Genomic DNA, 21,823 nt, shown 5'->3' with positions numbered 1-21,823 from the left:
GCCACAGGTTCGATCGTCACTCCGGCCGAAACACCGCTCGTAAACAGTTCTGCGTCTTCTCCTTGAACATTGCATAACCTTCCACCGACTGCTCCAGTCCCATCGGATGGGTCAGCAGATAGGACGGGTCCAGCTCACCTTTCTGGATGTGCTCGAACAACCGCCCCACGTAACGCTGTCCAGGCTGTTGGCCGGAGCGCAGGGTCAGGGATTTATTGACGATGGCGCCCATGGGGAATTTGTCCAGCAGGCCGCCATACACACCGACCACCGACACGGTGCCGCCTTTGCGACAGGCGCGGATCGACTGGCGCAGCACCGTCCCGCGTTCGGTGTGCAGACGCATCATTTGCTTGGTCTTGTCGTAGAAATAGTCGATCTCTGTGCCATGGGCCTCCATGCCCACGCAGTCGATGCAGCGATCCGGGCCCCGGCCACCGGTCAGTTCCAGCAAGGCGGCATGCACGTCAGTGGTTTCATAGTTAAGGGCGATGGCACCGGCCTTTTCTTCCGCCAATTGCAAGCGATCAGGCAGGCGGTCGATGGCAATCACCCGTTCGGCCCCCAGCAGATAGGCACTGGCAATCGCCATCAACCCGACCCCGCCGCAACCCCATACCGCCACGGTATCGCCCCGTTGGATGTCGGCGTTATCGGCGGCGAAATAACCAGTGGGCACCGCGTCGGAGACGAATACCGCCTGTTCGTCAGTGATGCCCTCGGGGACCTTGAACAGGTTGACGTCGGCGAACGGCACGCGGATATAGGTTGCGTGGCTGCCGGCATAACCGCCAAACGCATGGCTGTAGCCGATGATGCCGCACGCCGGTTGGCCGTAGGCGATGTCCGTTGCGCTGGGATTGGGGTTGGAGTTGTCGCAGCAGGAAAAATCCGAGCGCCTGCAATGTTCGCATTCTCCGCAACCGATGATCGAAACGGTGACAACCCGGTCGCCTTTGCCGAAAGACCTGACGGCCGAGCCGATCTCCACGACTTCACCCATGAACTCATGGCCAATGATGTCGCCGGCCTGCATGGTCGGCACATAGCCGCCCAGCAAATGCAGGTCTGACCCGCACACCGACGACATCTGCACCCGCACGATCGCGTCGCGGGGATTGAGGATGGACGGATCATCGACGGTTTCAACTTGTAGCTTGTTCGGGCCTTGCCAAGTCAATGCGCGCATCAGGCGTTACCTCCAGTCGAAGGCGTGTGGGCGGATGTGTGAGGGGCTTCTGTGGCCGGATGAACGAACAGGAAGTCCTTCGTGCCGGCGGCGTGCATGCGATTGGTGCTCACCTCGCCGGTTTCCAGTTGTTGCTTGATGCTGCGCAGCAGGTGCAGCAAGGCTTTGTCCGAGAACTTGGAAATCGCCGCGGCCAAGGCATAACCGGCGGCACCGAGGGGCGCCTGGCAGGCGACGATGACCTTCAACTGCGTGCCACGGCCGGCCGGCGCGTCGCTGAAGTGCATCTGGATGTCATGCTTGAATCGTGTCTCCGGGCCGGCAGTCCAGTGCAGCTTGCGGCCGTCCTTGGGCTCGTCCTGTTGGATGTCACAGTGCAAGGTCTTGTCCATCGGGCCGTGGGCGATCCAGCGGTAAGTGCCTTCACCGGTTTGTTCGATGGCATCGACCCAGGGCACCAGCGCACCCAGGTTGCCCGGGTTGCGACAGAACGCGAAGACTTCTTCCCTGGGTTTGCCCACGGTAATGCTGCGAGAAATGACTTTGCTGCCGCTCCAGTCCCGATCCTGTTCAAAGGCTTGTTCGAACGGACTATGGGCCAGCGCGTGCTTGATCCTGCATGTGCCTGAATAGCCGCGCCAGGCGGCACAGGCGCCGAGCAGCACCTGTGGCCAGCCCTGGAGCCCGCCTTGGCGTAGGCCGTTAGCGATCAACAAGGTGCCCGCCAGTAGCGATACGGCACGTTCCGGCGTGCCGAGATTAGGGTGCGACGGGGTCGGCACCGTAGCCCGGCTCGCAACCAGTTGGGGTCGTTCAGACATGATGGTTTCCTCGTTCTCCAGGGGCGACATAAGGAATGAACCGAGGGGAGGCGCGGTTGTTCCATCAACGTACGGGCTTTCCGATGAGGCGAATCCTGGCGCTACGGTTCAAGCGTTCGCCAGGGCAGTCCGGGATTCGCCAGCAGGTTTGGCCAGGGAAGGGCAGGCCGACCGTTCGACGATTTTTTTTTGAAATCAAGGGGTTGTCAGCCTAGGCAAATGAGTACATAATTGCGCCCATCGAACGCACTGGGACGTAAAAAATCTCAATGTTTTCAAGGAGATAGCGCTGAGTAAGTGCCCTGTTTCCTGACCAGGTTTGTACCGCGGTTGATGTTGCGACATCGCATCAAGCGTCTTGAGGCCGAATAGCAAAATGGTTATGCAGTGGATTGCAAATCCACCTACGCCGGTTCGATTCCGACTTCGGCCTCCACTATTAAAAAGCTCTGTAGATCTATGATTTACAGAGCTTTTTTATTTTCGAAGCATTGAAAGGTTTTGTCTTGAAAAGGGCATAAGCTGCCTTGCTTCAAAGAGGAGGGATGTATATATTCCCCCTCTTGCTGCACCAGCCAGGCCATCGGATTCTGCCGATGCCCCAAGGCTAACCGCGCTACCGCCCGAATGGCGAAACTGGTAGACGCATGGGACTTAAAATCCCCCGCTCGTAAGGGCGTGCCGGTTCGATTCCGGCTTCGGGCACCATCTAAAATCAAGGGTTTGCGGGCGAAAGCTGATGCAAACCCTTGTTTGTTTCTGCTGCTGAAAACTGCCGAAGAAACGGAGCCCAGCCTCCGGGTATTTTCGTGGGTAAACCTCTACACTCGGCGTTGAGATTAGCAAGGTGTGGCCAGGCGGTATCTTCCGTCCAGGCCAGCCCGGTGCGCTAATCCTTTGACCATGGAGAGGTATCAAGTGAAAACAATCGCAACGATGAGCCTGTTGGCCTTGATGAGCAGCGGCGCCGCATACGCTGGGGAGACAACGTCCGCCGATGGGAAAACCCTTGCCGTTAACTTTGGCGAGCCGACCGTCAAGCAAGTGCTGCACTATCGGAAAATGTACGACAAGAAGCCGTTTCCCGATGCGGAAATTTATTACTACAGCAACGGTTTGTACAAAATCATCTCCCAGGGAGAGAACCACTACGGCGTCTACGTCTTGCAGGGTCAACACACTGACGAGACCTACACGGTGAAGTTTATCTCGCTGCCTTCCCCGGACTGGGGAAATAAAACTGCGTTTCACCAGCTCACCTTCATTCGAGGTGATGGGCAGAACGTGTTTATCCAGAACGCGATTGTCGACACTGGCGAGGCCATAGCGCAGCAGAACGGGACATATACGCAGGAAAAGAACACGGTGCTCAATCCCATCAGTACCGCTTGGCACAAGCAGTGAATCCAGCATACCAAATCTGATATTTATCAGCCTAAACAATAGGTTGTGTGAGTATTCTCATGCAGCCTGTCAGGTATAAAACATGGGTGCCAGCTCACAATCGTCGGCGAAACGCCTCAAGAATATCCCGCGTGCCTTTTTTCATTTGCAGTTGGGCAATGGCATCCAGCGGGTGCCAGAGGCAATCGCTGATTTCATTCTGTGGCCTGGCCGCCGTCAAGTCGCTGACCGATGCTTCGAATACATGATGCTCGGTTTGCCCGTCATTGATTCGCATCAGGTAGAGCAGGTTCTCCACGTCCAGGCCGGTTTCCTCGGCCAGTTCCCGGATCGCAGCCCCAGCATGGGTTTCGCCGCGTTCGACGGCACCGCCTGGCAGTGCCCAGCGGCTGTTGGCTTTGCGAACCAGCAAAATGTGGCGATTGTCCTCGCAGATGACGGTCGCTCGAATTTTCATGGCGGTACTCGATCCGTGACTGTCATTAAACTGAAATATATCTGCAATATTTGAGCCTGGCATTACTTGCTCGTTCAAATAGGATTTTTTCCGAGTCTTATCAGTACGACCGTGGCGGGGCGGGAAAGACTGAGTTCATTTGCGCTGTCATCCTTCTGATCGGTCTGCTCGACCGCCAGCGCCAGGCTTTTGACCGGTTATCGCCTCAAATTGAATCAGCTGCAAAAAAATGAATCCATGTTGGGTGCAATGGCTGGCCCCGGCAGGGGAAGGACAGACAGATGACCACCGTTGAAGACTTCAAGATCAAATCCCATGAGCTCTTGGTGGAGCTCGATACGGCGACAGCGGAAATGATGAAGCTCATATGTGTCCATCAAATGAGCGGATCGACCTGGGATGAGGCGGTCCAGCGTCAACATGAAGCCTATGAGCAATGGGTCGCTTATCTGAATGGGCGGGAATAGGTGCCACGCCCGCCCTGGGCGCAAATTCTTTGAACGGCGCTTGAACGGCTGTGCCTAATCCTTAAACCGCCAAGAGGATTGAGCCATGTCTGAATTAGCCAGTTACTTCTGGATCGCTGTCGCGGTGCTTCTGCTGCTCGTGGACCTATGGGCGATCATCAGCGTGTTTCGAAGCGACAAGTCGGCCGGAACCAAGGCTGGTTGGGCGCTGCTGCTGATCATCCTGCCGGTGTTGGGCCTTGTCATCTGGGGCGTGGCCGGGCCGCGTGGCATCAAGGAGCCACCGTCGTCACCGGAGCACAGCAAGGGCTAGCGAGAACACTGCGCTGCGTGGCCGGCCCGTCACTGGTTCTTCCACTCGCCGCCGGTGGTTTCGCAGTCTTGCTGAGCCTGCTGCAACTGCTCGACCCCATAGTAGTACCACGTCACTTTGGCGTTGTCGGGAAGGTTGGCCGATCCACCGCTCTTGTCTTTACTGGTTGAGCGCGGGTTGGCCAACGCTTCCTGGGTCAGCCTGGCTTGGCATGTCGCCACATATCCCTCGCCACAACGCTCGACTTTGCGCTTCTGGGTACTGATCGTTCCCTTGCTTTCATTGCTGCAAGACCAGTCCAGGGTTTCGGCGGGGACGCCTTTGTATTCGTAGCAGCTACGGCTTTCGATCACCGGAACCGACTGGCTCTGGGATCGGGTGATGACGTCGCAGCCTTGGGCCATGACGGCGGTGGGGCTCGCACAAGCGATCAATAGCAGGATTCTGGCATTCATGTGATTCTCCCTTTGCGGCTTTTGCACCGGTGCCTATCCATTTCGAGGCGCAAAAAAAGCCCGCGTTCCATCAGTTTTCCAACCGGTAGAACTCAGGGGGAAACATCGCTGGCTTGGCGCGTCAGCGGAACTTGGGCAGTGGCGGTTCAGTGGGCTTGAGCGAGGTCAGTGCGCTCTGGATCGACGGCGCGTCCTTGTCGATGTCGTTGAGCCGGTCTCGAATGCGCACGGCGGTGGGGTGCCCGCCTTGGTGGTCGACCCAGTCGGCGATTTCCTTGCAGGCTGCCGTGAGCCTGGCCTGACGCGATTCCAGCAAGGTGAGCAGGGTGGTGATGGACTCTTTTTCGGACATGTCACACCTCCATTCAGGGTTGATGAGGCAGCACAAGGACCCGCCAGGGGCGGGTCTTGCTGTGGTTTAAGCGTAGTTGAGTTATTTCGGATCTGTCGAAGAAACCGGCGCCCGGTCGGACAACCGGTGGGCCGGAAACGGTACGTGATATTTCAGCCGGATTCCTTGACCCAGGCCGGCGCGACGCTTGCCCGCCAGCGCACGTCGGTAATGCCGTATTTTTCCGCAAGGGGCTTGGAAACCCGCTTGACCTTCTCCCTGCCGAATTTCGGTATGCGTCCGACCCCCGCATCGCAGCTGGCCCAATGCCAAGCCTCGGAGTTATTCATCACTTCTGCACGAATAATGAATGACTTGGGTTCGCCATGAAGCATGTAGTCAATGATGTAAAGCGATGGCCCGCCCATAAATCCTCCCTAATTAGTCCTATACGGATGGATACAAAGGCATTCGGAAAATTCCATCGAATTTCCAGACGGTCAAATTTATGCCGCCGAGGCTCAAGCGCGGGGCAAGCGCAGACTTTGCGAGCAGCCATTGTTCACAGCAAGGAACCAAACCCGGTTACCCTTCTCCAAGGTGGGCTTCAACACCGTCGGCCAGGGATCAAAGGCGAGGCAACGCGGCATCAATTAAAGGCAAAACATGAAAAACATCGCCAGGGTGCTGTTCATCGCAGCCCTCGCCATCGGTTTGTCGGGCTGCATTGGCGCCCCCATCGAACTGACGCCGCAAACCGAGCAACGCTTGCGTGAACAACCCCCGATCCGTTTCCTGCTGACATTCGATGATGGGCCCAGCGCATCGTCTTTCTGGAACCCTAGCCTGGCGGTGCTGGACGCCCTGGCGGACAACCCGGTACAGCCCGGCATCAAGGCAGTGTTTTTCCTGCAGACTCGCTCGCCACGCGCCGGTGGCAGCGATATTGGCCGCTCGATAATGCGTCGGCAGCAGGAGGAGGGCCATGTGTTGGCCTTTCATACGGCCACCTACTGGCACACCAATCACCGGTTCCTGAGCCCTGATGAGCTGGAGCAATCGCTCACCCACGGTGGCGATGATATTGCCGCCATGACCGGCGCGGCGCCGTCCCTGGTCAGGCCGCCGTTCTGGAGCTTCGACAGGCGCACTGCGGCAGCTTATCGAGCACATGGCCTGCACATTCTGCTGACCGACCTGAGCGCAAATGATGGCAAGGTCTGGGGTATCACGATGAGCCCCCGGCGGCGCATCAACCTGGTCCGACAACTCTCTGAGGTGCGCGAGCGCATCGCGGCCGGGCAACTGCCAGCGGTGGACGGGGTGATCCCGGTGGTGGTGACGTTTCACGACATCAATCGTTATACCGCCCGGCATGCCCGCGAATACCTGCAAATACTGCTCGACAGCGCCAACGCGACCGGCATGAGGACCGCCGCCAGGCCATTCTATGATGATCGCCAGGCGCTGGAGCGAGCGGCGCTGGCTCGGACGGTCGATCACAGCTCTGAGCCCGTACGTTTGCCGGGGCTGTGGGACTGGTTGTGGGATTCCGACGCCCACTGAGGTCGCTACCGACGTCCGGTCGCTACCCATGGACAATCAGCGTGTATGGTAGGCGATGCACCCTTGGTTGAAGTCGGAGGTGACTATGAGTACTGCGATGATGACGAAAATGCACATCAATGGTTATGACGTGCTCAGCGTAAACAGCGGTCCGTGGACGGTCTGCACCCAGGCTGACCGGTTGGGCTCCTTCGTTTCCCGCGAGGAAGCGCTGGCCTACGCCGCCGCGTTGCCGACTCGGAGAAGCCGTAGCGGCCGGCCTGTAAACACTAAATAGGTGGATGCTCACCAATACTGTTCAGGCGACAAACCCGTGGCGAGGGAGCTTGCTCCCGCTTGAGTGCGAAGCGCTCACAAAAGGGGCCGCTACGCAGCCCAGCGGGAGCAAGCTCCCTCGCCACAGGGGACGCGTTCTTCTCCGACACAGTCAGGTACGCGCCAACTCCAACGGGATCTCCAAGGTAAACAGCGCACCTTGCCCCGGTCCATCGCTGTGGACGTGCAGGCGGCCATTCATTTCTACCGCCGCCAGGGCGCAGCTGTGCAGGCCAAACCCATGGCCGTCCTTGCGTGTCGTAAAACCGTGATTGAAGATGCGCGCCAGGTTCTCCGCGCAAATGCCTTCGCCACGGTCCTTGACGCTCAGGCAAAGCGTCGTTTCGTCGAGAATGCGGATTCCCAAGGTCATTTCACGTGGATGTCCCTCGGTGTGCGACATCGCAAACTTGGCATTGCTGATCAGATTGATCAGGACCAGCAACAGCCTGTGCTTGTCGCCCATGATCATGGGTACATCCTGGTAATCCTTGATGACGGTGACGTGGTGTCGGCTGAGAGCGCCCGAATTCATTCGCAGCGCGTCTTCGAACAGGTCACTGACCTTGAGCGGTTCGATCAGCCTGGCGGCGCCCGCATAGGTTTGTTGGGTCGTGACGATTTCCTTGATGTGATCGATGCTCTTGGTCAACTGCGCCAATTCATCGATCAGCAGCGTCTGTTCAGCGGCGATGGAGTCGACCAACTCGTTGAAATAGCGTGGCAGCAAGCGGCCTTTTTCATCGTGGCTAATGAAGTGGCCAAGGTCCTCGGCATGTTCATTCATCATGTTGACCGCTTTCGTGAGTCCGAGCGTCTTGCTGTGCCTCAACTTGCGGGTTACCACCTCGGCTGAAATATTGACGCTGTTGAGCACATTGCCAACGTTGTGCAGCACGTTCGTCGCGATTTCGGCCATGCCCGCCATCCGGGCCGCCTCCACCAGTTCGCGTTCGGCTTCCATCAGCTCACGGGTGCGCTCCTGCACGCGCTCTTCCAGGCGTTCGTTGGACGATTGCAGCGCCTGGTTGATCTGGTTGATCACGGCGTAGCTGCGAACCAACCGCACCGCCAGGTAGATCATCAACAGCGCCATCAGGCTGGCGCACACGGCCAGGTAGATGTGGTACTGACGGTCAGTTGCGGCGGTCCTGCGCTGTGTCTCGTTCAACAATTCATTGATGCTGTCCAGTTCCTGGGCAACCGGAATGACGCTGATGCGGTCAAGCAGGTCATTGACGACCGGTTGTTCGTAGACGATGGTCCTGACGTGCTGGGTCAGGGTTTTGAAGGGCGCCTGGTCAGTCGCGGGCAATCGTTCGATGTAAGGCTCCAGCTCAGTTAACTTGCCTTGCAACTCCCTGGCTTTGTCCGTCGTGACATAAAGCGCGAACTCCAATGTTGTCAGGGTCAACTCAAGCACATTGGACGCCACGGTCATGCGTTCCAGCGGGCTTTCGATATTCATGTCCTTGAGCCGCGTTTGTATCTGGTCTTCAACCTGCGGCAGCGCATCCAGGGAGATGCGTAGATGGGCGTTGTGTCGTTCGAATTGCTCCACCAGCAAGGATTTGTTCTTGACGGCTTCCACATAGCCCTGGCGGCGGGACACCCAAAGAGTCGCCAAGGGGCCGGTGTTGTTGAGCTGCTCCAATTGCTGCCAGCGACTGTCGGCCTCCGGTGGCGGGGCCAGGGAGAGGTTGTTGTTGATGCCGATCTTTTTTCTGAGGATCTTGCTGTTCCAGTTCGCATCGGATTGTTTGAGTTGGCGAATGAAGTCGCGGGATTCGAAGTAGGTCGATGAGTCGTAGGTGTATGACTTGATCAGAAAGAATATCAGCGCAGAAAACACAATAAGCGCGACGGCCAACAGGGCGGGCCATTTATATTTTTTTATAAGCGTGGTCACGCTGTTCTCCTATGCGGGGTGCTGATCAATGCGTAGGTGAATTCCCGAGGCGGGAGATGCTCAAGACTTGAGCCGAAGGGGAGGCGAGGTAATCGTCGTACGGTGGGTCGTGTCGGTCTGCTTTTGCCTGGATGCACGTTGAGCTCCCTGCTAACGATGAACGTCGGGTTCATTGCCGAGTGTAGCGCTAACGAGCGGGATGATGTCCGTTGGGGGCCCTCCCGGGATGGAGCAGGCGCGGCCAGGCAGGCCGCGCCGATGGCGTTACTTGATGTCGATGAAGGGCAGGGCGCTGTTCGGCAGCACGGTGGTTGGCAGCACGCCATTCCAGCGCTCGGCCTTGGTCAGCTCCACCAGGTTCTGGTTGCTGGCCAGGGCCTGGGCCCGGGCCTTGATGGCCTCGGCTTCGGCTTTGCCGCGCAGTTCGGTCGCCAGCGCGTCTGCCTTGGCCTGGGCCACTTGCGAGTCAGCTTCCGCCTGGGCCTGGGTTACCCGGATCTGCGCCTGGACCTGCTCGGTGGCGAGCTGTTGTTCGCGGGTCTTGACTTGGACTTCCGCGGCCATGCGCGCTTCGATGGCCTTCTCGTAGGCGTCACTGAAGTCGATGTTCTCGACCTGGACGCTGTCGATGATCACTGGGCCGGTAATGGTGGCCTTGATGGCCGTGGAAATATCGTTGACCAGTTGGACGCGGTTCTGCACGGCAGCCACGGCGTTGAACTTGCCAAAGACGTTTTCCACCTGGGTCGGCACCTGGCGGCTGATCATCCGGTCGCGGATGCCTTCAAGGTCCTTGAACTGGGTATAGACCTTCGCGACATCGGAAGGCGCGATGTGCCAGGACACGGACACCTTGAGCTCGGCGGACTGTTGGTCCTTACTGTAGGCCTGGAGGTCTTCATAAGCCGTCACTTGGCTCTGGACGCTGATCAGGCGTACCGACTCGATGAACGGCATCTTGAAGGACAGCCCTGGTTCAACCACCCCGACCAGCGCCCCGTTGCGCAGCAGCACGCCGCGCTCGGTTTCGTCGACCGTGTACCAACTGCCAAAGAATACGCATAACAAGAGGATGCCCGCGATTGCAGCAACGATGGAACCGATGGTTTTACTGGTCACTTTTCTTTCCTTGAGTGGCTGGGGAGGGTTTGCCATAGTTGTGTCCAATGTTGAAGCAGCAACCGGCATTCTGAATGCCAGACACGAAAAAGCCCTGAATAATCAGGGCTTTAACGTTAAAAGATGGCGGAGGCGATGGGATTCGAACTCATGGACCTGTTACAGTCGACGGTTTTCAAGACCGTTGCCTTAAACCACTCGGCCACACCTCCGTATTGCGTTGCGGGCGCCATAATACCCGAATGAAACACACTGTCAAACTCTCTACGTAGCTTGTTACAGAGCGTCTGTTATGATCCTTGCCACTGAATGTTTCAAAACCGGAGGAGTGTCGCCATGCGCGAACAGGATTACGCAGTGAACAACAGCGTGCAGGCTGAGCAGCTAGAGGTTAGCCGCGTCCTGCGCAACACTTACGGCCTGCTGGCACTCACACTCGCTTTCAGCGGTGTGATGGCCTACGTCGCACAACAGATGCGGGTGGGTTACCCGAACATCTTCGTCGTGCTGATCGGGTTCTATGGCCTTTTCTTCCTTACCAACAAACTCCGTGACTCGGCATGGGGCCTGGTGTCGGCTTTCGCCCTGACCGGTTTCATGGGCTTCCTGCTCGGCCCGATCCTCAATCGCTACCTGCAAATGCAGGGCGGCGCCGAAGTGGTCAGCTCGGCCTTTGCAATGACCGCCCTGGTATTTGGTGGCCTGTCGGCCTACGTGCTGATTTCCCGCAAGGACATGAGCTTCCTCGGCGGTTTCATCACCGCAGGTTTCTTCGTCCTGCTGGGCGCGGTGCTGGCCAGCTTCTTCTTCCAGATCAGCGGCCTGCAACTGGCGATCAGCGCCGGCTTCGTGCTGTTTTCGTCGGTCTGCATCCTGTATCAGACCAGCGCCATCATTCATGGCGGTGAGCGTAACTACATCATGGCGACTGTCAGCCTGTATGTATCGATCTACAACCTGTTCGTCAGCTTGCTGCAGCTGTTTGGCCTGATGGGGCGTGACGACTGATTGCATTTTTGATGAGTGAAAGGTCCGCTTCGGCGTGATGCTGTTCACATTAAAGAAGCGGCGTTTTTCAGAGATGAAAAGCGCCGTTTTTTTTGGATGTTTTTTGGATGGCGTGGAGGGGTGTGTATATCCGTTTCTTCGGTCACGGCTACTTAGGGTCCCCACCACTCGGCACCTCGCTTAGGCTCGGTGTGCCCTCACTCCGGCACTGCGCAGTGCCTGCGTTCGGCCAGCGTGGTTTAACGGGGCGCCCGAGATCAAGATCCAAAGCAAAGCAAAGCAAAGCAAAGCAAAGCAAAGCAAGGGCGAGTAGGGCACATGCCGGCATCTATGTGGCTGAGCTACCGCTATCGTGAGCAAGCTCGCTCCTACACTAGGCCGCAGTAAACACAAAACTCATGAACACCCAGATCTCCTGTGGGGAGCGAGCTTGCTCGCGATGAGGTCGGCACATACAGCATCACAGCAAACTATCCCTCCGCCTTCGCGAGCAAGCCCGCTCTCCCGGGTTTCAGCATCGTGGCCAATCGCCAACAAAAAGCCCAAAACTGATGGCACCTTTGCATAAATGATCTACACCTATGACAAGGGATTGCACTGCCAAGGTCGGCATGCGGCTGATCGATCGATCACCGCGCGAAGTCTTCGCCACATTCCCTCGATAGCGTTCGCATTCGGCTAGCAGAGCCAGGTTTGAGCGTGCCCACTTATTGGGTGCAAAGGAGGTGTATCACTTCACTGAACGCCACCGTGGACCGTGAACAAGCTTGGGCATTGTGCCGAAGCCTGATAACAGAAGGAGACCCTGCGCATCGCTCAGCAATTCGATGGGACGGCAGGCGTCTCTCTATAAGGAGATATCGATGAAGCAGCCTCAAGGAAAGATTATTGCGTGGCTGGCCCTGACGGGGGCATTGTCCACCGCTAGCGTCCATGCCGGAGTTTTCCCCGATTTCGGTTACGCCCCGCCCAAGAGTGAATACTCCGGAGCGCCGTTCCAGCTCAGCCAGGATTATCCGACGGTGGCCCCGGGCGCATCCTCGATACCGGGATTCTTCCAACATTTACCCAAGTCATTCTCCAATGACTTTGAAACCTGGCGCCCGTACATGGAGGAAGTGAAAAAGTATTGCTTGGAAGGCAATACTGAAATCGGCTGGAAAGTACAAAAGAACAAGATTCGCCGGTGGTATCACATGCCTTGGCAACATTACGGCCCCAACGGTCGTGAAGGCATCAGCGGGCTGACCAAGGAGGCACCGATTCAGCCCGGGCAACTGGCAAGTGCGCAGACCGGCAGCGGGCAGACCTACGCGGTGGGTATCTACAACGACATAGGGGCCTACACCATCGGCCAGGTCTGGAAAGACCCGGATAATCCAGACCCAAGCCAAACCTCGAAACCCAAGAGCTTTGCCAACGGCACGGTGGTCTGCAAGGCGCTGTTTGCCGATATAGACGTCAAGACGGTGCCGTTCCTCGCGAACCCATTGCTCTGGAACGCCTACACCACCGAAACCTTCGACTCGACAAACCGGTCCGTCACCAAAGTAGCACTGATTCAGATGGACATTGCCGTGCGCGACACCCGCGTGAGCGACACCGGTTGGTTGTTCGGCACGTTCCAATACAATGGCGCCATGACCGGCAAGGCGAACTGGAACAACCTGGTGCCGGTGGGGATCATGTGGGGCAATGATCCCCAGGAAATCGGCAATGACTATACCAACCCCAAACCGGTGGTCACCAAGATCAACCCGGCCCTGAAACAGACCGCAATCAACGCCAACACCCAAGAGCTGCCACCGACTCACCTGGGTTGGAACGGACGACTCAATGGGCCGGTGGACAACCCTCAGGCGTCCTGCCTGAGTTGCCACATGACCGCCGAGTACCAGCAATTGGCGATCATGAACCCGACGTTCCAGGCCAACCCGCCAGCTGTGGGAGGCGATGTCTGGATGAAATGGTTCCAGAACATTCCGGCCGGTCAGCCGTTCAGCCCGGGCACCCAAAGCACGGACTACAGCCTGCAACTGTCTGGAGCCCTGGCCAACTTCTACGACTGGAAGTGCAACCACAGCGGCGTCTATGCAGATGGCGTCAATGCCTGCGCCAAGCTCCAGACGCTCAAGTTGATCAAGGCGAGCAACGCGCCTGAGGAACAAGTGCACAAAGTGCAACGCAGTCCGGAGTTGGAGGAACTCGAGTAACACCCTTTTCCGGCCTCGGACGATCCGAGGCCGGTTTCCACTCACGCCATCGGCGGCAACCGCCGCTTGACCGGCGTTTTCTTGACAATGGCGGTATTGGTCTCGGCATGGACATTGAGCTTGTCCAGCAAGGTATCGAGCTGTTCCATCGAGCGCACGTGCAGGCGCGCGATGAAGCAGTCGTCGCCGGTGACCTTGTCGCATTCGGTGAATTCAGCAATGGCCTGGATCTGCCGCTCCACTTCCTGCAACTGTCCCGGCAGCGGGCGGATACGCACGATGGCCTGGAGTTGATACCCAAAGCACTTGGGGTCCACCTCGACGGTGTAGCCCCTGAGCACGCCACGTTCCTCGAGCCGGCGAAGGCGCTCGGCGACACTGGGGGAGGACAGGCCGCTGAGGTTGGCCAAGGCCTTGAGCGAGCGTCGGGAATCTTCCATCAGGGCGCTGATGAGGATCTGGTCAATGTCGTCGGTCATTTTCAGCTCCGTTAGGCAAATGCGGGAAGTTGCCTTTATAAAAAAGGTCGAAAAGCAGTTTAGCCTTTTTCAATCCATGGAGAAGGCCCCGGTCTGCTCGGCATACTGTGCCCACTTGCTGAAGGAGCCTGAAGATGGACAAGACCTTACGCCGCGGTTCGCTGGAAATGACCGCCGCCATGCTGATTTCCGGAACCATCGGTTGGTTCGTACTGGTTTCCGGCCTGCCTGTACTGGATGTAGTGTTCTGGCGCTGCGTGTTCGGCGCCGTGACCTTGTTGTTGATCTGCGCCGGCTTTGGCTTGTTGCGCCCCGGCATCCTCACCCGTACCACCTTTCTCCTGGCGGTGCTCAGTGGTGTGGCGATCGTCGGTAACTGGGTGTTGTTGTTTGCCTCTTACTCTCGTGCGTCGATAGCCATCGGCACGGCGGTGTACAACGTGCAGCCGTTCATGTTGGTCGGGTTGGCGGCGTTGTTCCTGGGGGAGAAAATCACCGCGCAAAAACTGTTCTGGCTGGTGGTGTCGTTTCTCGGAATGCTGGCCATCGTCAGTGCCCATGGTGAGCAGGGGCAGGGCGGCGGTGACTATCTGCTGGGCATCGCATTGGCATTGGGGGCCGCGTTGCTGTACGCCATAGCGGCCTTGATCATCAAGCGCCTGACCGGCACGCCACCCCATCTGATTGCGCTGATCCAGGTCAGCACCGGCGTGTTGCTGTTGGCACCTTGGGCGAACTTCTCGGCGTTGCCGCAACACGCCCAGGCCTGGGCCAGCCTGTTGACCTTGGGCATGGTGCACACCGGCGTGATGTACGTGCTGCTGTACAGCGCCATTCAGCGGTTGCCGACCGCATTGACCGGAGCGCTGTCGTTCATCTATCCGATCGCGGCGATCTTCGTCGACTGGTTCGCCTTCGGCCATCGCCTCGAACCGCTGCAATGGCTGGGTGTGGCGGCGATCCTGCTGGCGGCCGCTGGCATGCAACAGGGCTGGGGTATCAAGTGGCGTCGTCCAGCCCTGTCGTAGCCCGTCGTTTGGGCGTGGTCAGAAGATGTAGTCCGTGGTCAGGAAGTTGGAATCGCGCTCACGGATGATGTCGCTGATTAACGCCTTGTTGTTTTCCTGGAACTTGGTCGCCACCAGCGTGCGGATGGAAAAGGTGCGCAACGCATCGTGGACGGACAAGGTGCCCTCGGCCGAGTTCTTCCGGCCATTGAACGGGAACGTGTCCGGACCACGCTGGCACTGGGCGTTGATGTTGATGCGCCCGACCTGGTTGGCGAAGGTGTCCACCAGCTTGCCGACTTGTGCCGGGTTGGTGCCGAAGATACTCAGCTGCTGGCCAAAATCGGACTCCAGCACGTAATCGACCACGGTATTGAGGTCGCGGTACGGCACGATGGGCACGACCGGGCCGAACTGTTCTTCGTGGTAGACCCGCATCGCCGTGTTCACCGGGTACAGCACCGCCGGATAGAAAAACGAGCTTCGCGATTCGCCACCGTGGGCATTCTTCACTTCGGCACCTTTGGCAACCGCATCGGCGACCAGCGCATGCAGGTAATCGACCTTGCCCGCTTCGGGCAATGGCGTCAGCGCCACACCGTCTTCCCAGGGCATGCCGGGTTTGAGGCCGGCGAGCTTGGCGTTGAATTTCTCGATGAATGCGGGTGCCACGTCTTCATGGACAAACAGGATTTTCAGCGCCGTGCAGCGCTGGCCGTTGAAGGACAGCGAGCCGGTCAACGCCTCGCTGACCGCGTTGTCCAGGTCCACGTCCGGCAGCACCAGCCCCGGGTTCTTCGCATCCAGCCCCAGGGCGGCACGCAGGCGGTGCGGACGCGGGTGGAGTTTCTTCAGGTCACTGGCCGCCTTGTTGGTGCCGATGAAGGCGAAGATATCGATCTTGCCGCTGGCCATCAGCGCGCTGACGGTTTCCCGGCCGCTGCCGTAGATCACGTTGATCACGCCCGCCGGGAAGCTATCGCGGAAGGCTTCCAGCAGGGGGCGCACCAGCAGGACGCCGAGCTTGGCCGGCTTGAACACCACGGTGTTGCCCATGATCAAGGCCGGAATCAGAGTGGTGAAGGTTTCGTTCAGCGGATAGTTGTAGGGCCCCATGCATAACGCCACGCCCAGGGGCACGCGGCGGATCTGCCCGAGGGTGTCCTGTTCCAGTTCGAAACGGCTGGAGCGACGGTCCAGTTCCTTGAGGGCGTTGATGGTGTCGACGATGTAATCGCAGGTGCGGTCGAATTCCTTCTGGGAATCCTTGAGGTTCTTGCCGATCTCCCACATCAGCAACTTGACCACGGCCTCGCGCTGCTCGCGCATGCGCGCCAGGAAGGTTTCCACGTGGCGGATACGCTCGGCGACGCGCATCGTCGGCCACTGGCCCTGGCCGCGATCGTAAGCCCGGACGGCGGCGTCCAGGGCCGTGAGGGCGGTCTCGGCGTCCAGCAGTGGCGTGCTGCCGAGGATCACTTGCTCATCGCCCAGCTCGCCGGTCAGGTAGACGGGGCTGCGGACGACGGCCAGCGGCCCTTGCCAGGCTTTCAATACACCGTCGACCAGGTATTCGCGCTGCTCGACCCGGCCTTCGAGGCGGTAGGCGTCGGGGATGTCGGTGGCACTGGGGAACAGGTTGGCGAGGAAGGGGGCTGTGGTCATGTCGTTACTCCATCAATGAAATGAGCCAGGGGCGGACGGTTAGCAGGGATAAAACGCTTTTAGCGTTATACGCCTTAATGGAGGTGTTTTTTAAGTGCCTTGGGGGCAGAGGGTGGAGCTGTCCTTGGACCGTGGCGAGGGAGCTTGCTCCCGCTGGGCTGCGCAGCAGCCCTTGTTTGCGCGCACGGGAGCAATCTCAGATCACGGAATCATCGACCACAGCGTCGAGATCACCAACGCATCCGCACCCCCATGCTGGTAATGATGCCGTTGAGGTCGTTGTCATCGACGTCGCTGCTGTAATCGGCGCTGACATACAGGCTGACCGCCGGCGTGACCCGAGCCACCAGCCCCAGGCCGACTTCGACGGTGGAGGATTTTCGGCTGCTGCTGATCTTGTCGACCTTATCCAGGGATACGGTACCGGCGCTCTGGACGGTGTGCCACAGGTTGGTTCGAACGTAAGGTTCCACGCCGAGACCGTTGACCTGATAGGTCCCTTTCAGCCGCGCGCCAACACGGCCACTCCAACTGCTCAGTTCATCGCCGGAGCCGCTTTCGGCGTTCGATGTGTCCAGGGTGACGCGCTGGTTGATCAGTTGCGCCTGGGGTTCGACCACCCAGTGGGTGCTGATCCCAATAGGAAAGCCGCCTTCGACCGACAATGTCATCGCATGGCCTTCGGCGGCCTGGCGCTGGCCTTGTTCGGTGCGGCTGTAGCCGTTGACCCGGCCGCCGCTGGCGCTCAGGTCGACGTGCCAGCCCGCCGGGCCGGTCAGGCTCCAATAGGCGCCGAGGCTCGAGCCTTTCAGGTTGAGGGCATCTGTGCCCGGTTCGGCCAGTGCGGGCATCACCAGCAGGCCACCGCCGGTTGAAATGATCTGGTTTTGTCCGCTGATCAGCCCCATGCGCTGGGTATGGCCGCTGTCGTTTCGTAAAGTGAACAGGGCGGGGCTCTTGCCGGAAGTCGGCTCGCTTGCAAAGTTTGCAGTATCGAGGTGGGTAGACGCTGCTCGGCCATACCAAGGCTGCGTCGTCTCCTCGGCAGGCCAGGCCTGTACCTCCATGGATGAAAGCAGCAGCAACGACGTCGAGACGGTCTGGAACGTGGTGGTGAATTCTTGCGGGCGGAGGGAAGTTTTCATGGGGGCCTGCCTTGCAATCGCATGCGTTTCTCGCTTTTTTGGCGTCTCTCCTACCCCGAATGAGGGGCGACCGAATGGATTGGGGCAAACCTCTGGCGGCCCGTCTCGGCGGGTTCCAGAGGCCTGCCCCTGACTGTATTTCCGGGGGTAGTACGGTGTAGTCAAGAAGACTGATGGCGGTGCGTCAAGAAAATGAACGACGAATGGCAAGATGAAATCAGCGTCAATAACACGCTGATTTCAATTGGGTATTAAGGTAGTTGTTTCGGCGTCAAACCTCCGTCGCGGGCGTCTGCCTACCAGCTGATTCGTACACCGATATTGCCTCTGATGCTGTGTTGCTGGTTGCTGTCGAGGTTTTGGTTGTAGTCGGCAGCGGCGTATACGGCGACGGCTGGCGCCAGGCTCACGACGACGCCCACGCCCAGGTCCCCGCTGGACGCCTGTTGTTGGGTTTCGACCCGCTCGGTGTCGTCGAAGGTCACCGAGTCGGTGCCGGAAAAGGTGTGCCAGAGGTTGGCGCGCAAGTACGGTTCCACGGGCATGCCGCTCACCTGATAGCGACCCTTGAGGCGAGCGCCGAGCCGGCCGGTCCAGGCGCCGTCGGAATCGAATTCGACCTTGGAAACCCCATCGTCTTGCGTATCCAGGGAAACCTTCTGGTGGATGATCTGGGCTTGGGGTTCGAAGACCCAGTCGGAGGTCACCGCGAAGGGATAGCCGGCTTCCGCCGAAACGGTCAGGGCATGTCCGCGATTGTCGATTTTCATGCCGCGCTCGGAACGGTTGTCGCCGTTCAGTCGCGTGCCCATCAACACGGCGTCGAAGTAGCCGCCGCTGGGATCGGTGAGCGTCCAGTAGAGCCCGTAGCTGTCGCCGTCGAGTTCGATCTTGCCGGCGTGCCGGTCTTTGAAACCCAGGTTGAAGCCTTTTACATCACCGTCCAGTTCCGTATGACCGACGAAGAAGCCAATGTGCTGGGTCTGGCCGCCGGACAGAAGCCAGCCGTACAGATCGTTGCCCACTTGGAACCCTTTGATCGACCCATCGAACTGCGGTGCCACGGTGCCGGCCCAGGTTCTATTCAGGTCCGTGCCGTAGACCCGGCCCCAGCCCGCGCCGAACGCGCCGGTTTCCGTGAGCAGGTGCTGGTCACCCTGGCGGTCATGGAAGGTGCCGAGGGCCATCAACGTCAATTGCGCCGCCGCCGGAGGCAGCACCGACCAGGTCGGCACTTCCGGGCGATACAACGGGATGGGAGCGGCGCCGGGCACCGCCGTTGGCAAGGGTGGCAGCGTTGGCACGGGTGGCGCGCCCGGCGCGGGCGGGGTCGTCGGGACAGGTGCCGCTACCGGTCCGGCGACCACGCTGGAGCGCAGGTACCAGTTGTTTTCATTACCGGTCACACCGCCCTTGAACAGGCGGTAGTCGAACGCACCGGCCGAGACGGACTGCGCCAGGGAAAAGGCACTGATGTCACTGACCGCGCCGCCTTGGGCCTGGACCACTTCGATGCCGTCCTGGGTCGTTAAACCGCCTGTGCCGCCCAGGTTCGTGACCGTGATGGCGGTACTGCCGGAGAGAGTGCCGCCATTGACCACCAGTTTGTCACTGGGCGAGTCGTCGGCGCCCAGCACCGTTTGCAGGCGTAACTGGCCGCTGTTGCCGACGTAGTTGCCTTGAACGGTGAGGGTATCGTTGGTGCGGGTGTTGCCCTGCGTAAGGTCTATCGCGCCGGCGTTGTTGAGCGTCGCCAGTTGGCCGACCGTGAAAGGGGCGATGATGCCTTGGGTCGCTGTCAGCGTGCTGCCGCTTTCGATGTTGAGCGTCCCGGTGGCGGTGGCGCTGTCACCTAGGGTCAGTGTGTCGTTGAGGTCCAGTTGCGAGCCTTGGGTGAGGTTGACGGTTTCCCAATTGAGGTAACGGGCGCCGGTACTGGAGGTGCTGCCTGCAAAGGTCAAGACGTCCTGGCCCAACCCACCGTTCAGACTGGGCGTGGTGGCGAGCAGGGTTTCATCCAGATTACTCAACAACGCCGTGTCGCTGCCGTCACCCATCAGGATGGCCGAGTGAATGAGGCCGCCGCTCCACTGGAACTGGTCATCGCCGGCGCTGGCCCGGACCTCGCCGAGGATTTCGCCACCGCTGACGGTGATGCTGTCGTTGCCGCCGCTGACACTGACATTGCCGCCGATGCGTCCCGCGGAGAGGATGATGGTGTCCTGGCCGAAACCGGTCACCAGGTTGCCGAGGATATTGCCGCCGGACATATCGAAAACGTTGTCATCGAGCTTCATGTCGACCCGGCCAATGGTGCCGCCGGTCATGGTGGCGATGTCGCCGTCCTCGAAGGCGCCGGCGATGGCCCCGCCAGTCATCAGGAACGTATCGAGGCCATCACCTTGGGCCAAGGACTGGATGTTGCCGCCATTCATCTCGAAGTAATCGGCTTCCGAGCCTTGCTCGACGTCACCATCGATCACGCCATTGGCATTGATCACAATGCTGTCGACGCCGGCGTCGAAAATGACATCGCCGGTGATGACACCGCTGCCATTGGCGGGCATGGTCAGGCTGTTGTTACCCGAAAGGTCTGTCAGCCCAGGGCTGGTGCCGCTATCGCAGACATAGGTGTCATCGCCTGCGGTGGGGGTCAGTGTGCAGGCCGCCGTGGCGGCGGGTGCGGGTAACAGGAAGGGGATCGATACCCACAAGGCGTTGAACAGCCGATTGAATCCTTTATCGTGCCGAATCATGTGCTTTCCCTCTGCATCGGCATCCCCATGGACACCGGTTTCAGCATCGGTTGCGCAACAGATGGCACACAGGGCCTGGCAACGCTCGCTGTATGGAATGGCACCCTAGCAACGAATAAAGGCCGTCGCTACTGTCAGAACTTACAGGTCAATGCGCAGAAAGCGTGAGGGAGAGCCCGTTCTACAAGTGCACTTCCACCGAAAGGGGCAGGTGATCGCTCAGGTGGGTCCAGGGTTTATTGCCCAGTATTTGCGGGGAATGGCTGGTGGCGTTGCGCAGGTAGATGCGGTCCAGGCGCAACAGCGGGAAGCGAGCCGGGTAAGTCCTGGCAGGGCGGCCGAGGTGGTGCTCGAAGGCTTCGTGCAGGTAACCACGGCGGGCGAGGGCGAGGTTGCCGCGCAGTTGCCAGTCGTTGAAGTCGCCGGCGATGATCACCGGCGCATTCTCTGGCAGTGAGTCGAGCAGTTGGCAGAGCAGTTTGAGTTGCAATTGGCGATGGCTTTCCAACAGGCTCAAATGCACACAGATGCCATGGACCTCGGCGTGGCCCGGCACATCCAGCACGCAATGCAATAACCCGCGCCGCTCCGGGCCGGTGATGGACACGTCGAGATTGCGGAACTGGCGGATCGGGTATTTGGAGAGCAGGGCGTTGCCATGATGGCCATCGGGATAGACCGCATTACGGCCGTAGGCGAAGTCGCTCCACATGCTGTCGGCGAGGAATTCGTACTGGGATGTCTGGGGCCAGTTGTCGTAGCGTGACGCGTGGCGGTCATGTTCGCCCAGTACCTCTTGCAGGAACACCAGGTCGGCACCGGTACTGCGCACCGCTTCGCGCAATTCGGGCAGGATGAAGCGCCGGTTGAGGGCGGTGAAGCCCTTGTGGGTGTTGACCGTCAGGACCCGCAGCCGATGAACCGTCGCAGGCGCGTCCGATGGCATGGGTTCGACGGCTCGCCAATCGGGGTCTTGAGTCACGTTCGCTCCTGAATCAGACGTACTTGTTCATGCGACTGACCCAAGGCACCGGCAGTTCCGGATTTTTCATCGCCTTGCTGATCGCCATCGCGAGCAAGCTCGCTCCCACACGGAAATTGACGGTGGACAGAAACCTTGTGGCCACTCGAGAACCCAGTGGGAGGGCCATAGGGTTTTGTAGCCTCAACCAAACTGCTTTTGTGGCGAGGGAGCTTGCTCCCG

Annotated in this window: 22 protein-coding genes and 3 tRNA genes; 10 read left to right on the top strand and 15 right to left on the bottom strand. The window is 59.3% G+C overall.

What is annotated here, in order from left to right; all coding sequences use genetic code 11:
- Positions 1 to 16 precede the first annotated feature (16 nt).
- A complete protein-coding gene (locus tag HU767_RS25515; protein ID WP_186730790.1) occupies positions 17 to 1,189 on the bottom strand; it encodes a zinc-dependent alcohol dehydrogenase in 1,173 nt (390 codons plus the stop codon).
- The gene (locus HU767_RS25510; protein ID WP_186730789.1) at positions 1,189 to 2,010 is read right to left on the bottom strand and encodes an SRPBCC family protein; all 822 of its coding nucleotides are present in this window, start codon (positions 2,008 to 2,010) and stop codon (positions 1,189 to 1,191) included. Before HU767_RS25510 ends, HU767_RS25515 begins: the two co-directional genes overlap by 1 nt.
- 362 nt (positions 2,011 to 2,372) lie before the next feature.
- On the opposite strand from HU767_RS25510, the gene HU767_RS25505 reads away from it, so the two are divergent.
- From HU767_RS25505 to HU767_RS25495, 3 genes are all read left to right on the top strand, one after another.
- A tRNA-Cys gene (locus HU767_RS25505) sits at positions 2,373 to 2,446 on the top strand.
- Between the two features lie 185 nt (positions 2,447 to 2,631).
- Positions 2,632 to 2,718, top strand: a tRNA-Leu gene (locus HU767_RS25500).
- Positions 2,719 to 2,946: 228 nt separating this feature from the next.
- Entirely contained in the window at positions 2,947 to 3,414 is a 468-nt protein-coding gene (locus HU767_RS25495; RefSeq protein ID WP_225917619.1) for a hypothetical protein, read from the top strand.
- A 94-nt stretch (positions 3,415 to 3,508) separates the two neighbouring features.
- Here HU767_RS25495 and HU767_RS25490 read toward each other — a convergent pair whose 3' ends face one another.
- Positions 3,509 to 3,871, bottom strand: coding sequence for an NUDIX domain-containing protein (locus HU767_RS25490; RefSeq protein WP_186705735.1), 363 nt, complete (start codon positions 3,869 to 3,871; stop codon positions 3,509 to 3,511).
- Between the two features lie 281 nt (positions 3,872 to 4,152).
- Between HU767_RS25490 and HU767_RS25485 the strand changes: the two genes are divergently transcribed.
- Together HU767_RS25485 and HU767_RS25480 are read left to right on the top strand one after the other, a co-directional pair.
- Positions 4,153 to 4,338: a hypothetical protein gene (locus tag HU767_RS25485; protein WP_186705734.1), complete on the top strand. Its 186-nt coding sequence runs from the start codon at positions 4,153 to 4,155 to the stop codon at positions 4,336 to 4,338.
- 85 nt (positions 4,339 to 4,423) lie between these two features.
- Positions 4,424 to 4,651, top strand: a complete 228-nt coding sequence (locus HU767_RS25480; protein ID WP_186705733.1) for a PLD nuclease N-terminal domain-containing protein — start codon at positions 4,424 to 4,426, stop codon at positions 4,649 to 4,651.
- Positions 4,652 to 4,680: 29 nt separating this feature from the next.
- Here the strand turns inward: HU767_RS25480 and HU767_RS25475 are convergent, their stop codons facing one another.
- The 3 genes from HU767_RS25475 to HU767_RS25465 form a co-directional block, all read right to left on the bottom strand.
- Positions 4,681 to 5,106: a hypothetical protein gene (locus HU767_RS25475; RefSeq protein ID WP_186705732.1), complete on the bottom strand. Its 426-nt coding sequence runs from the start codon at positions 5,104 to 5,106 to the stop codon at positions 4,681 to 4,683.
- Between the two features lie 121 nt (positions 5,107 to 5,227).
- On the bottom strand, positions 5,228 to 5,458 hold the full coding sequence (locus HU767_RS25470; RefSeq protein WP_057450824.1) for a hypothetical protein: 231 nt from the start codon (positions 5,456 to 5,458) through the stop codon (positions 5,228 to 5,230).
- Positions 5,459 to 5,610: 152 nt separating this feature from the next.
- Positions 5,611 to 5,865, bottom strand: a complete 255-nt coding sequence (locus HU767_RS25465) for a DUF6555 family protein (RefSeq protein ID WP_047226592.1) — start codon at positions 5,863 to 5,865, stop codon at positions 5,611 to 5,613.
- A 238-nt stretch (positions 5,866 to 6,103) separates the two neighbouring features.
- On the opposite strand from HU767_RS25465, the gene HU767_RS25460 reads away from it, so the two are divergent.
- Entirely contained in the window at positions 6,104 to 7,003 is a 900-nt protein-coding gene (locus tag HU767_RS25460; RefSeq protein WP_186705730.1) for a polysaccharide deacetylase family protein, read from the top strand.
- A gap of 85 nt (positions 7,004 to 7,088) precedes the next feature.
- A complete protein-coding gene (locus HU767_RS25455) occupies positions 7,089 to 7,280 on the top strand; it encodes a DUF2188 domain-containing protein (protein WP_186730788.1) in 192 nt (63 codons plus the stop codon).
- 150 nt (positions 7,281 to 7,430) lie between these two features.
- On the opposite strand, the gene HU767_RS25450 is transcribed toward HU767_RS25455, so the two are convergent.
- From HU767_RS25450 to HU767_RS25440, 3 genes are all read right to left on the bottom strand, one after another.
- On the bottom strand, positions 7,431 to 9,227 hold the full coding sequence (locus HU767_RS25450) for a DAHL domain-containing protein (RefSeq protein WP_186730787.1): 1,797 nt from the start codon (positions 9,225 to 9,227) through the stop codon (positions 7,431 to 7,433).
- Between the two features lie 264 nt (positions 9,228 to 9,491).
- The gene (locus HU767_RS25445) at positions 9,492 to 10,346 is read right to left on the bottom strand and encodes a prohibitin family protein (RefSeq protein ID WP_186705728.1); all 855 of its coding nucleotides are present in this window, start codon (positions 10,344 to 10,346) and stop codon (positions 9,492 to 9,494) included.
- Positions 10,347 to 10,470: 124 nt separating this feature from the next.
- Positions 10,471 to 10,558, bottom strand: a tRNA-Ser gene (locus HU767_RS25440).
- A gap of 124 nt (positions 10,559 to 10,682) precedes the next feature.
- On the opposite strand from HU767_RS25440, the gene HU767_RS25435 reads away from it, so the two are divergent.
- Both HU767_RS25435 and HU767_RS25430 read left to right on the top strand, forming a co-directional pair.
- Positions 10,683 to 11,354, top strand: coding sequence for a Bax inhibitor-1/YccA family protein (locus tag HU767_RS25435; protein WP_014338124.1), 672 nt, complete (start codon positions 10,683 to 10,685; stop codon positions 11,352 to 11,354).
- An 863-nt stretch (positions 11,355 to 12,217) separates the two neighbouring features.
- The gene (locus tag HU767_RS25430) at positions 12,218 to 13,567 is read left to right on the top strand and encodes a hypothetical protein (RefSeq protein ID WP_186730786.1); all 1,350 of its coding nucleotides are present in this window, start codon (positions 12,218 to 12,220) and stop codon (positions 13,565 to 13,567) included.
- Positions 13,568 to 13,608: 41 nt separating this feature from the next.
- Here HU767_RS25430 and HU767_RS25425 read toward each other — a convergent pair whose 3' ends face one another.
- Positions 13,609 to 14,046, bottom strand: coding sequence for an Lrp/AsnC family transcriptional regulator (locus HU767_RS25425; RefSeq protein WP_003202176.1), 438 nt, complete (start codon positions 14,044 to 14,046; stop codon positions 13,609 to 13,611).
- A 134-nt stretch (positions 14,047 to 14,180) separates the two neighbouring features.
- Between HU767_RS25425 and HU767_RS25420 the strand changes: the two genes are divergently transcribed.
- On the top strand, positions 14,181 to 15,074 hold the full coding sequence (locus tag HU767_RS25420; RefSeq protein ID WP_186730785.1) for a DMT family transporter: 894 nt from the start codon (positions 14,181 to 14,183) through the stop codon (positions 15,072 to 15,074).
- An 18-nt stretch (positions 15,075 to 15,092) separates the two neighbouring features.
- Here HU767_RS25420 and HU767_RS25415 read toward each other — a convergent pair whose 3' ends face one another.
- From HU767_RS25415 to HU767_RS28975, 5 genes are all read right to left on the bottom strand, one after another.
- Positions 15,093 to 16,718, bottom strand: a complete 1,626-nt coding sequence (locus tag HU767_RS25415) for an NADP-dependent glyceraldehyde-3-phosphate dehydrogenase (protein ID WP_186730784.1) — start codon at positions 16,716 to 16,718, stop codon at positions 15,093 to 15,095.
- A gap of 230 nt (positions 16,719 to 16,948) precedes the next feature.
- Complete coding sequence (locus tag HU767_RS25410) at positions 16,949 to 17,863, bottom strand: autotransporter outer membrane beta-barrel domain-containing protein (RefSeq protein WP_186730783.1); 915 nt, start codon at positions 17,861 to 17,863, stop codon at positions 16,949 to 16,951.
- Between the two features lie 296 nt (positions 17,864 to 18,159).
- Positions 18,160 to 20,619 (bottom strand): autotransporter outer membrane beta-barrel domain-containing protein, encoded by a 2,460-nt coding sequence (locus HU767_RS25405; RefSeq protein ID WP_186730782.1) that lies wholly within the window; start codon positions 20,617 to 20,619, stop codon positions 18,160 to 18,162.
- A 181-nt stretch (positions 20,620 to 20,800) separates the two neighbouring features.
- Positions 20,801 to 21,601 carry an endonuclease/exonuclease/phosphatase family protein gene (locus tag HU767_RS25400; protein WP_186730781.1) on the bottom strand — a complete coding sequence of 267 codons (801 nt, stop codon included), beginning with the start codon at positions 21,599 to 21,601 and terminating at the stop codon, positions 20,801 to 20,803.
- A 13-nt stretch (positions 21,602 to 21,614) separates the two neighbouring features.
- On the bottom strand, positions 21,615 to 21,823 hold a 209-nt coding region (locus HU767_RS28975), incomplete at its 5' end, for a hypothetical protein (RefSeq protein ID WP_238349520.1).

The sequence above is a fragment of the Pseudomonas sp. SWRI179 genome (assembly GCF_014268705.1).
Taxonomy (GTDB): domain Bacteria; phylum Pseudomonadota; class Gammaproteobacteria; order Pseudomonadales; family Pseudomonadaceae; genus Aquipseudomonas; species Aquipseudomonas zanjanensis.
The sequence above is the reverse complement of the archived record's forward strand: the minus strand, read 5'-3'. Positions and strand labels throughout refer to the sequence as shown.